The following is an 11,619-nucleotide window of genomic DNA, read 5'->3' as shown; positions in this document are numbered from 1 at the left end:
GGTGTGTAAGTGCAGCGATGCATTGAGCTGACCAGTACTAATGAACCGAGAGGCTTAACCTTACAACACCGAAGGTGTTTTGGTGTTCAGAGGGCAGCCGGCAGAAGCCGGTTGTCAGAAGAGAGAGGAATATTCAGCTTGTTCAGCGATTGATTCGGTGGTTGTGGACGAAAGGGAAGCAACGGCCGGAGTAAACCCGAATATGCCTGGCGGCGATAGCGCGGCGGTCCCACCTGACCCCATGCCGAACTCAGCAGTGAAACGCCGTAGCGCCGATGGTAGTGTGGGGTCTCCCCATGCGAGAGTAGGACACTGCCAGGCTTTAAATACAGTAGAAACCCTCAGCGTAAGCTGGGGGTTTTTGCGTTTTAAAGTATTATTTATTTACTCATTCCCTTTAAGAAACAGCTAATTTGTTTAGCAGCAGCTTAGCCGAGCATGACGAAAATCGCTATCTATTCATAAACATCATCGAGCCGGTTATTAACAGACTTTAATGAGTTCGAATATTTTTTTTAGAGTCTGTTGCGTATTACCACGGTGGAGATCACTGCCTTGAAAAACGCCGGTTATTGGGTGATCTTCGAGGACGAAAATATGCACTTATTATTAGCATCTGATTCAAATTAGCTTGTTATAAGAAAAGTGTATCTTCTAATATTGAAGATAAATCTTATAACTCAACATTAATAATAAGAATATTTTATCAATTAGTCTTGTACTTTCTTAGAGTGTATTGTTTTTAATATTGATAGCTTGTAATTTGACTTCTTATAATTTTGCCTTCTTGTTTTTATCTTCCTCATTTCTACTGAAAATATCATTGATTGTTAATATGTTTCATTCCATTTTTAATTTAATTTACCTTATTTTTTTATATAAAAAATATAATTTAAAGTATTTTATGTTATAAATACTTTAAATTTATTAACTATTAACATGTTGAACATTGTTGTAAGACCAAAAATGAAATAATTTCAGCTTACTTGTAAATCCTCGACATTTTGTTAATACTTAGTTAGATTTGGCTATCTGGAAGTCTAAACGTTTAAATGGATAAAAAATCGAGGTCATAGCATGCCAATTTGTATACCGGATGAATTACCCGCAGTGAATTTTTTACAAAACGAGAATGTGTTCGTGATGACATCTACTCGTGCGAATATTCAAAATATACGTCCACTAAAGGTATTGCTGCTTAACCTGATGCCAAAGAAGATTGAGACTGAAAATCAATTTTTAAGATTACTATCCAACACGCCTTTACAGGTAGATATCCAGCTACTGAGAATAGATAACCGGAAGTGCAGGAATACGCCTGCTGAACATTTGAATAACTTTTATTGTGATTTCGAGCAGATAAAACACCAAAACTTTGATGGCTTAATTGTCACTGGTGCGCCATTGGGATTAGTTGAATTCGAAGATGTGGCATATTGGAAACAGATTGAAAGAATAATTAGTTGGGCGAAGGAACATGTCACTTCTACTCTATTTATTTGTTGGGCTGTACAGGCTGCTTTGAATATTTTGTATGGTTTGCCGAAGTTTACCAGAGAAGTGAAACTATCAGGTGTTTATTATCACTCTACTCTGGACTCTTTAGCATTATTAACTCGTGGCTTTGATGAATCTTTTTTTGCTCCCCATTCTCGCTATGCAGATTTTCCTGAACAGGTTGTTCGTGAACATACTGATCTGGATATTCTTTCCAGTTCTGAAGATGCGGGGGTATATTTACTGGCGAGTAAAGATAAACGTATGGTATTTGTCACTGGTCATCCGGAATATGATGCTGGAACGTTGGCTAGTGAATATTTACGCGATTTAGCAGCAGGTTTGGATCCAAAGATCCCAATAAATTATTTTCCAGATAATAATCCAGAAAGAAAACCACTGGCATCATGGCGCAGTCACGGGCATTTATTGTTTTCCAACTGGCTGAATTATTATGTGTACCAGATTACACCATATGATCTTACCTACATGAATCCAACACTGGATTAATATCTTTATAAATGGCTGAATTTCAGCCATTTAACCCTCCTGATTTTTTCTGATTTCCTGTCATAACACCTGTCAAAATATCGCACTTTTTGTAGTTTGTCTTATATAACAAAAACTTAACAAAATAATCTTGTGATTTATGGAATCAATTTCTCTAATTTTAAGTTGGTAACTTGTAGTCTAACTAATTGTTTTTTATTGAATAAAAATAAATTTTTTAAAAAATGGAAATCGTTTTTGATTTATTTTAAATATCTATTACTCTTATTCAGGTGTGCTTTAAAATGAGGATGGATAAATGACGCAGCAAACTTTAGCGACTGAATTATTGTTTATTAAACGATTTGGAGCAGTAGAGCAGGAAATTTTGATACCTGAAGCGGTAGATTTTCTGAAAGATCTGGTTGTTCGGTTTACTGATGCACGGAAAAAATTGTTAGTCGATCGGGATATTTGGCAGAAGAAAATTGATGATGGTGAATTGCCTGATTTTATTTCGGAAACCAGTTCCATTCGTGAAAGTGAATGGGAGATTCAAAATATTCCAGCGGATCTCCGTGATCGTAGAGTAGAAATCACTGGACCAGTCGAACGGAAAATGGTTATCAACGCTTTGAATGCTAACGTAAAAGTTTTCATGGCGGATTTCGAAGATTCCTTAGCACCAGCTTGGGATAAGGTGATTGAAGGGCAAATCAACCTGCGTGATGCGGTTAATGGCACAATTTCTTACGTTAATGAGCAGGGTAAACCGTACCAATTGCAATCAGATCCCGCTGTTCTGATTGCACGGGTAAGAGGGCTTCATTTACCGGAAAAACATGTTCTCTATCAGAATGAGCCAATTGCCGGTGGATTGTTTGATTTTGCGCTCTATTTTTACCACAACTATAAGCAATTGCTGGCAAAGGGGAGCGGCCCCTATTTCTACTTACCAAAAATTCAGTCTTATCACGAAGTTCAGTGGTGGAGTGATGTATTCAGCTTTGCCGAAGATCGTTTTGAGTTACCGAGAGGCACAATCAAAGCAACGGTATTGATTGAAACTCTGCCTGCTGTATTTCAGATGGATGAGATTCTTTACCATCTTCGGCACCATATCGTTGGCCTTAATTGTGGCCGCTGGGATTATATTTTCAGCTACATTAAAACACTGAAAAATCATAGTGATCGGGTTCTGCCTGATCGTCAGTCTGTCACGATGGATCAACCTTTCCTCAATGCTTATTCCCGTTTGCTGATCAAAACCTGCCATAAGCGCGGAGCATTTGCGATGGGGGGAATGGCTGCTTTTATCCCCAGTAAAGATATTGAGCGCAACAATTGGGTACTAGATAAAGTCCGGGCGGATAAAGAGCTGGAAGCACGCAATGGTCATGATGGTACATGGATTGCCCACCCCGGTCTTGCCGACACGGTAATGGACGTTTTCGATAGGGTCTTGGCAGAGCGGCAAAACCAGTTAGATATTTTCCGTGAAGAAGATGCACCGATTACCGCAGCTCAATTACTGGAACCTTGCCCGGGCGATCGTACTGAAGAAGGTATGCGGGCCAATATCCGTGTAGCGGTTCAATACATTGAAGCGTGGATTTCAGGAAATGGGTGCGTTCCTATTTATGGTTTGATGGAAGATGCTGCGACAGCCGAAATTTCCCGGACATCTATTTGGCAATGGATTCATCACGAAAAATCATTATCTAACGGCAAAAAAGTGACAAAAAGTTTGTTCAGGCAGATGTTGGCAGAGGAAATGGAGGTTATTAAGCAAGAAGTGGGAGAAACACGTTTCAGTCAAGGGCGATTTAGCGATGCGGCCAAGTTGATGGAGCGCATTACAACTCAGGACGAGCTGATAGATTTCCTGACATTGCCGGGATATCAATTGCTCGATTAGAGCCCATCCTATTAGGGCTACTGAGAGAAGTTTAAGCAACGAATAATAACAAAACACCATATCCGATTAATTTAACAAAGATAGGAAGTAGAAGTTATGACAATCTCCAGAACTCAACAAATCGCTCAACTGGAACAAGAATGGAAAAGTGACCGTTGGAATGGGATTATTCGCCCGTACAGCGTGGAAGATGTGGTTAAATTGCGTGGTTCGGTTAATCCAGAACATACATTGGCGCAGCTTGGTGCTAAAAAACTGTGGGAACTGCTGCATGGCATGGCAAAGAAAGGCTATGTCAACTCATTAGGTGCATTGACGGGTGGGCAGGCATTACAGCAGGCAAAAGCGGGTATTGAAGCGGTTTATCTTTCTGGTTGGCAGGTTGCGGCTGATGCTAACACTGCATCCAGTATGTATCCTGATCAGTCCTTGTATCCGGTGGATTCAGTCCCGGCGGTGGTAAAACGCATTAATAACAGTTTCCGCCGGGCAGATCAGATTCAGTGGGCAAATGGTATTGGTACTGATCATCAGGAATATATCGATTATTTTCTGCCAATTGTGGCGGATGCGGAAGCCGGATTTGGTGGTGTTCTGAATGCGTTTGAATTGATGAAGGCCATGATTGAAGCGGGTGCTGCGGCTGTTCACTTTGAAGATCAACTGGCTGCGGTGAAAAAATGTGGTCACATGGGTGGTAAAGTTCTGGTTCCGACACAAGAGGCGATTCAAAAATTGGTCGCTGCGCGTTTGGCGGCGGATGTTGCTGGCGTACCGACGCTGTTGATTGCTCGTACCGATGCTGATGCAGCCGATCTGTTAACCTCTGACAGTGACACTTATGACAGTGAATTTATTACCGGCGAACGAACTTTTGAGGGATTCTTCCGTACCAGAGCGGGTATTGATCAAGCTATTAGTCGTGGTTTGGCCTATGCGCCGTATGCTGACTTGATATGGTGTGAAACATCAACGCCTGATATTGAAATGGCCCGTCGTTTTGCTGAGGCGATTCATGCTAAATATCCCGGCAAGTTGTTGGCTTACAACTGTTCTCCGTCGTTCAATTGGAAAAAGAATCTGGATGATAAGACGATTGCACGTTTCCAGGATGAGTTGTCAGCAATGGGTTATAAATTCCAATTTATTACTCTGGCGGGTATCCACAGTATGTGGTTCAACATGTTTGACCTGGCACATGCTTATGCTCAGGGTGAAGGTATGAAACATTATGTGGAGAAAGTACAGGAAAGAGAATTTGAATCAATGAACCGTGGTTATACCTTCTCTTCTCATCAACAGGAGGTTGGCACGGGTTATTTCGATAAAGTCACAACGATTATTCAAGGGGGAACATCGTCAGTAACCGCATTGACAGGTTCCACGGAAGAGCAGCAGTTCTGATTGTTATGTTTCAGCCTGCTTATTGCGGGCTGAATATATTGAGGAGTTGCGATGGGGATAGATTCAGCACATTTGATAGCACAAACCATTTTACAAGGATTCGATGCACAATATGGCCGCTTTCTGGAAGTGACTTCGGGTGCACAACAACGCTTTGAACAGGCCGACTGGCACGCTGTTCAGCAAGCGATGAAAAAGCGTATTAATCTTTATGATCATCATGTTGGGCTGGTGGTTGAGCAGCTTAAATGTATACATAGTGCTTTTGGATATGATGAAGAGTACATTGCCAAGGTAAAGGTTGTTTATACTGGCTTATTACCGGATTATCCCCGGTTTGAAATTGCCGAGAGTTTTTTTAATTCTGTTTATTGCCGTCTGTTTGAGCATCGCAATTTGACACCGGATAAATTATTTATTTTTACCTCGCAGCCTGCGCGTAGATTTCGGGATATTCCTCGCCCATTATCGCGTGACTTTTTCCCTAATGATAATCTCGCTTTAATGTTACGGACAATTCTTAATGATCTGCCGCTGCGTTTACCTTGGGAAAATCTGGAAAGAGATATTTATTATATTACCGACTATCTACAACAGACATTTCCAGTCGGAGAATTATTACAGGCAACTTTTCAGATAACTAATGAACTGTTTTATCGCAACAAAGCCGCTTGGTTAGTAGGTAAGATTTGCATTGGAGGTCAGGTTTATCCTTTCTTATTGCCGATCCATCATAACGAATCGGGCGGGATTTTTATCGATACCTGCCTGACTGATTATGCTGATGCTAGCATTGTATTTGGTTTCGCCCGTTCCTATTTTATGGTTTATGCGCCTTTGCCTGCGGCTTTGGTTGAATGGCTGAGAGAAATTCTGCCCGCCAAATCAACGTCTGAACTTTATATGGCAATCGGCTGCCAAAAGCATGGTAAGACAGAATATTACCGGGAATATCTGGCGTTTATTACCTTCTCCAAAGAAAAATTTATGATTGCTCCCGGTGTTAAAGGGATGGTGATGTTGGTATTCACTTCGCCTTCATTTGATCGCGTCTTCAAGGTGATTAAAGATCAATTTGCGCCGCAGAAAGAGGTGACACAGGAGCGGGTACAGGAGTGTTACCGTCTGGTCAAGGAACATGATCGTGTGGGGAGAATGGCCGACACGCAGGAATTTGAAAATTTCGTTATTGATAAAGCCCGCATCAGTCCTGAACTAATGGAAGAGTTGCAGAAAGAAGTGCCAGAAAAGCTGGAAGATTTGGGTGATAAAATCTTGATTAAACATCTGTATATGGAACGGCGGATGACACCGCTGAATATTTATATGGAACAGGTGGAAGAACGGAAGTTGAAAGATGTCATCGAAGAGTACGGTAATGCGATTAAACAGCTTGCTGCGGCGAATATTTTCCCTGGAGATATGTTGTTTAAAAACTTTGGTGTGACACGACATGGGCGTGTGGTGTTCTACGACTACGATGAAATCTGTTATATGACCGAGGTTAATTTTCGAGACATACCGCCGCCGCGTTACCCAGAAGATGAACTTGCCGGTGAACCGTGGTACAGCGTGGCGTCAAATGATGTTTTTCCTGAAGAATTCCGACATTTTCTTTGCACTGACAGTCGTATTCGCTGTTATTTTGAAGAGATGCATAGTGATTTATTTAAAGCAGACTACTGGCGGGCATTGCAAGAACGAATTAAAAACGGTCATGTGGAAGATGTGTTTGCATATCGCCACAAACAGCGGTTTAGTCAACGTATTGAAATAGAAACTTACTCTATTGCTAAAGTTTCAGCCTGATTTTATTGAGAATTGGCGTTTGTTGTTAGTAATCGCCATTTTCACCAATAGTTAATATTATTATCCTCATTAAATTATTTCTCTAAATTAAATACAAATTAATTTCTATTTGTTTTTATTGTGTGAGGTATGAATATTCCTAATAAAAATAAATTTTTGATTCAATATAATATATATTTATTATTAGGAAGGCATAATTGGAATGTGAGTTAAAAACATATATTTAATGGTTTCTTTAAGAAATAAAAATAGATCCACTTATTTGTGGAGGTTCTATAATTTTATAGAGTTTGGTAGTCAAGGATTTTTAGCCATGACTAGTGGTTGTAAAAATAATTGATATTTTTGACTCATAATTAAATACATGAAAATTCTCATATAACACATATATAACTTCGTGAAAATATTTAAGGATATAATCATGGCTAGTGTAATTTTATACGGTGATAAAATTCATATTAAAAACAATTTTAATAATGGAAATGGCGGCTATCTGGATACTAATGGTTATGCAACCGCACAAGGCGCAAAATATAACGTATACACGGCTACTTCGCCGACCCGAGCTCCGGGTACAGGTACGGGTACGTGGCAAATTTTGTCTGCGAGCGGAAAAGCCATAGGGACACAGATTTACAGTGGTGATATAGTATTTCTTTTCAATCTTTACCAGAATAATGGCGGATATCTCGGCACAAATGGTTATGCGCCATCACCTGAACTCTATAATGTTTATACGGCGGATAAAGCAGCACGTCCGGTTGAGACCCTGACATGGTACATTTTTTCAGATACAACCAGTGGATATGATGGTAAAGTTCGTGAAAGTGATGTTATCCGTTTTCTGAATGGTTATGATAGCGTACGTGGAGGATTTCTCGATACTTGTTTCAATGCTACTGTTCCTAACGAATTATATAATGTATATACTTCACGTCTTTCTAATCGAGGCAACGGAACAGGCACTTGGAATTTATCAAAAGTGATTTAATCAGGATGATACTCATCGATTAGTGTTCCATTAACTCATCCTTCTATACCCTATGGATTTCAAGTTGCATCGCGACGGCAAGGGAATGAATCCCCGGGAGCATAGATAACTATGTGACCGGGGTGAGTGAGTGCAGCCAACAAAGAGGCAGCTTGAAAGATGACGGGTATATATGTAAGAGTCCGGGGATGTCATTATTTTCGGATTCTTTATCTCATTTTTCATTGATATTATTCTTAAACTAGTTAAATAATTTCGTTGCTATTCTATTATATTGCCGATAATATTTTTAGCGGGATGATAAATTAAGTTAAATTTATTAATCTGAAAAGACAGGGCACGAAAGAATCAATACCCTGAGAACCATATGATAATTTAATAAAAAAAATTAACGAATCCCGCCATATTCTTTACTGATCTCTTTTGCAGCCCGGATCACCAAAGCACCAAGTTCAGTGATTCGATCATCGGTGATCCGTGAGACTGGGCCGGAAATGGAAATAGCGGCAAAGGCTTGGTGATGCTCATCATAAATACAGGCAGCAATACAGCGCAGACCTAAAGCATGTTCTTCATCATCGAACGAATACCCTTGTTTACGTGCTTGCTCCAGATTTTCTTTTAAATTCGAAGGGGTTGTCTTGGTATGTTGTGTGTAAGAATGAAGCCCTTTCTTATGCAGTAATTGAACCAGTTGGTTATCTGATAATGTTGAAAGGAATGCTTTACCAGCCCCAGAAGCATGCATAGGCAATTTACCCCCGATAGGGGCGGACATTCTCATCAATGCATTACACTGTACCTGATCGACAATAACCGCTTCATATTCACTATGATCAAGAATAGCTAAATTAACGGTTTCACCGGAATCTTCCATCAAACGGCGGAGAATCGGGTGAATGAGTGCCAATAAATTTCGGCTCTGTAAGAAACTACTGCCGACAATAAAAGTATGTGAACCGATAACCCACAACCCTAAATCGCCAATCTGACGGATAAAACCGTGCTGTTGCAAAGTGGTCAAAAGGCGGTGAGTGGTGGAATTTGGTAATCCGGCTTGTTGGGCTAAATCAGTCAAGGCGATACCACCGGGTGACTCGGAAATATATTCCAAAAGTGTCAGTCCGCGACTTAATGACTGTACTTGCCCGTTAGCAACAGCATTATTCGCCGTAATCTTAGTTTTTTTTGTTTTTTTACTGGTAACGGCAGTGCTCATCGAAATACCCTCTGAATAATAAGATGGAATTCATTTTCATTTCTCATTATGGACGATAAACCTGAAAAACACTCATCCGATGTGTGGGAAATGCTACCTGCCATTAGAATTTAAGGAAATCTCAAGGTTAGGTCTCGAATCATCATGATAGTTAACTCACTATAAATGTACAAGATTATTAAGATGGAAATGGTTTCCTGTCTATGGATATAAAGAGGCAACATTTTTGATTCAGCACGATATAAGCCAATATACCCGTCATCTTTCAAGTTGCTTCTTTGTTGGCTGCACTCACTCACCCCGGTCACATCGTTATCTATGCTCCCGGGGATTCGCTCCCTTGCCGCCGCGATGCATCTTGAAATCCATAGGGTATAAACTTGCTAGTACTTTTTGTGTGTAAATTGGACTCGTCTTATTAAAGTCATCTTCGTAGAATATGAAAACTTTTAGGAATTGACTCATTGTATTAATAGTATTTTAGTGGAAAGAGTTTGTAAATAACATCTCTGAATGATATGTATTAAATAATACCTTGAGAAATTTATAGGAAATATAGTTTTTATCTAACTATTTTTTGATTATATAATTACAAAAGAGCGTCTGTTATTGTTACAAATAATGTTTTATATTGCTTTAAATTATTCTGAGTTATTTGGATTAATTTTTTATATTTTCATTTTAATTATAAAAATATGAGAAAATATTATTAATTATATCAAGAGTAATATTTTGTTACTATTTTGTCGGAATGGGAGAGTTTAATGAAACGCATTTTTTTGATTATCTGTTTTTTAGCAGCTTTAATTGTTGCGATTATTCAGGGTATCGGTTTGGTACTTCCTGATAAAGTCCCGGTTGAATATTTCAAAGAAAGTGGATTCAAGAATGTGATGAGAACACTTGGTGTTATTGCTGCGGAACCTCATCCTGCGGCTTCAACACAGCAAGCGTTAGTTCGGGCTTACCTGATTAACGAAATGAATGAGGTGGGATATAGCGTCACTGAACAGACATTTCATTACACGGCAGATGATTTGGCCTCTCAGCAGAAGAGAATATATTCAAGCCTCGATAGTCAACAACGCCGAGCTTTTGATAAAGAGTTTACCAGGATAAATACAGGCAACTTTGCAAAACAAGTGGAGGAACAATCGGAATTAACTGGAACGAACCTTATCGCCAAATTGGAGGTTCCTTCGCCAGAAGGAACTTTATTATTCGTTGCACATTATGACAGTGTTAGAACTGCGCCAGGAGCCAGTGATAATGGTATAGCCGTCGCCTCGGTACTCCAATTAATGCGGGATCTTGCTGAAAGAACGGATATAAAAAATAACGTTATATTCTTATTCTCTGATGCTGAAGAGTTGGGATTACTCGGTGCGCATCACTTTGTTAAGAATATTAATGAGATCGCGACTCAACCAATAGATGTTGTTTTTAATTTTGATGCTCGGGGAAATAATGGCGTGCCACTCTTATTTGAGACATCAGCAAAAAATCTTGCTCTTGTTTCAGAATGGAATCGGCATGCTTATAAGCCGGTAGCTTTTTCATTTAGCCCTATTGTGTACCAAATGTTGCAGAATAATACAGATTTTAGCGTCTTTCTGGATAGAGGGTTTACTGGGATGAATTTTGCTACGATCTTGGGTTACGAGCATTACCACCGTATGAGTGATACTGTTGAGAATCTTAACCTTGGAACTTTGTGGCGATATCAGCGAACGATTCGAGATTTAGGCGCGCATTTCGCGGTAAAAGATGAGATTAACTTGTTTAAAGAAAGTGTAGATGCAGTTTACTTTCCTGTACCCTATATTGGGCTTATTATCATATCTATATTTTCCGCTTTCGTTACAGGTATTTTAACATTTTTACTCTCTATCTCATTAGCGATAAGAAATATATGGTTTTCATCTTCACTCCGAACAGTATCAAATATCCAGAGCATTTTAAGGATACTTGCTGGATTATTTAGCCTTATCGTAGCATTAATCGTACCCACAGCTTCTTATCTTATTACATTACCTGTTTTGTTGTTTCTATTAACGGATTTGATGTTGCGGGAGTTCAATAAATTTAGCATTGCGTTGATTTTATTAATTATCTGTACTTATATTACATCTATTCTCTATGTTCCAATTATATACCTTGTTTCTGTCGGATTACATGCTCCTGTAGTGGGGGGCGCACTCGCTATTCTGCCAATGCTTATTTTAGGATTTGGTATAGCCGGTTTTTGGAAACGAGTGATTTAATTCTATACCCGTCATCTTTCAAGTTGCC

The 11,619-nt window shown here is 39.5% G+C and carries 7 protein-coding genes and 1 rRNA gene; 7 read left to right on the top strand and 1 reads right to left on the bottom strand.

Annotation, left to right across the window (positions count from 1 at the left end):
- The first annotated feature begins 205 nt into the window (after nt 1-205).
- The 6 genes from rrf to SLS51_RS04815 all read left to right on the top strand — a co-directional run bounded on the left by rrf (nt 206) and on the right by SLS51_RS04815 (nt 8,108).
- Nucleotides 206-321: ribosomal RNA gene (gene rrf / locus SLS51_RS04840) — 5S ribosomal RNA — on the top strand.
- A 756-nt stretch (nt 322-1,077) separates the two neighbouring features.
- The gene (gene metA, locus SLS51_RS04835; RefSeq protein WP_323836062.1) at nt 1,078-2,007 is read left to right on the top strand and encodes a homoserine O-acetyltransferase MetA; all 930 of its coding nucleotides are present in this window, start codon (nt 1,078-1,080) and stop codon (nt 2,005-2,007) included.
- A 298-nt stretch (nt 2,008-2,305) separates the two neighbouring features.
- Entirely contained in the window at nt 2,306-3,904 is a 1,599-nt protein-coding gene (gene aceB / locus SLS51_RS04830; RefSeq protein ID WP_323836060.1) for a malate synthase A, read from the top strand.
- 96 nt (nt 3,905-4,000) lie between these two features.
- The gene (aceA, locus tag SLS51_RS04825; protein WP_323836058.1) at nt 4,001-5,308 is read left to right on the top strand and encodes an isocitrate lyase; all 1,308 of its coding nucleotides are present in this window, start codon (nt 4,001-4,003) and stop codon (nt 5,306-5,308) included.
- Nucleotides 5,309-5,359: 51 nt separating this feature from the next.
- On the top strand, nt 5,360-7,117 hold the full coding sequence (gene aceK / locus SLS51_RS04820; protein WP_323836056.1) for a bifunctional isocitrate dehydrogenase kinase/phosphatase: 1,758 nt from the start codon (nt 5,360-5,362) through the stop codon (nt 7,115-7,117).
- Between the two features lie 421 nt (nt 7,118-7,538).
- Nucleotides 7,539-8,108: a hypothetical protein gene (locus SLS51_RS04815; protein WP_323836054.1), complete on the top strand. Its 570-nt coding sequence runs from the start codon at nt 7,539-7,541 to the stop codon at nt 8,106-8,108.
- A 388-nt stretch (nt 8,109-8,496) separates the two neighbouring features.
- On the opposite strand, the gene iclR is transcribed toward SLS51_RS04815, so the two are convergent.
- Nucleotides 8,497-9,327: a glyoxylate bypass operon transcriptional repressor IclR gene (gene iclR / locus SLS51_RS04810; RefSeq protein WP_011148482.1), complete on the bottom strand. Its 831-nt coding sequence runs from the start codon at nt 9,325-9,327 to the stop codon at nt 8,497-8,499.
- Between the two features lie 764 nt (nt 9,328-10,091).
- On the opposite strand from iclR, the gene SLS51_RS04805 reads away from it, so the two are divergent.
- Nucleotides 10,092-11,591 (top strand): M28 family metallopeptidase, encoded by a 1,500-nt coding sequence (locus tag SLS51_RS04805; protein WP_323836050.1) that lies wholly within the window; start codon nt 10,092-10,094, stop codon nt 11,589-11,591.
- Nucleotides 11,592-11,619 lie beyond the last annotated feature (28 nt).

Origin of the sequence: Photorhabdus africana, assembly GCF_035181445.1 — a bacterium.
Classification (GTDB): Bacteria; Pseudomonadota; Gammaproteobacteria; order Enterobacterales; family Enterobacteriaceae; genus Photorhabdus; species Photorhabdus laumondii.
Note: the sequence above shows the minus strand (reverse complement) of the source record. Positions and strands in the feature narration are given on the sequence as shown.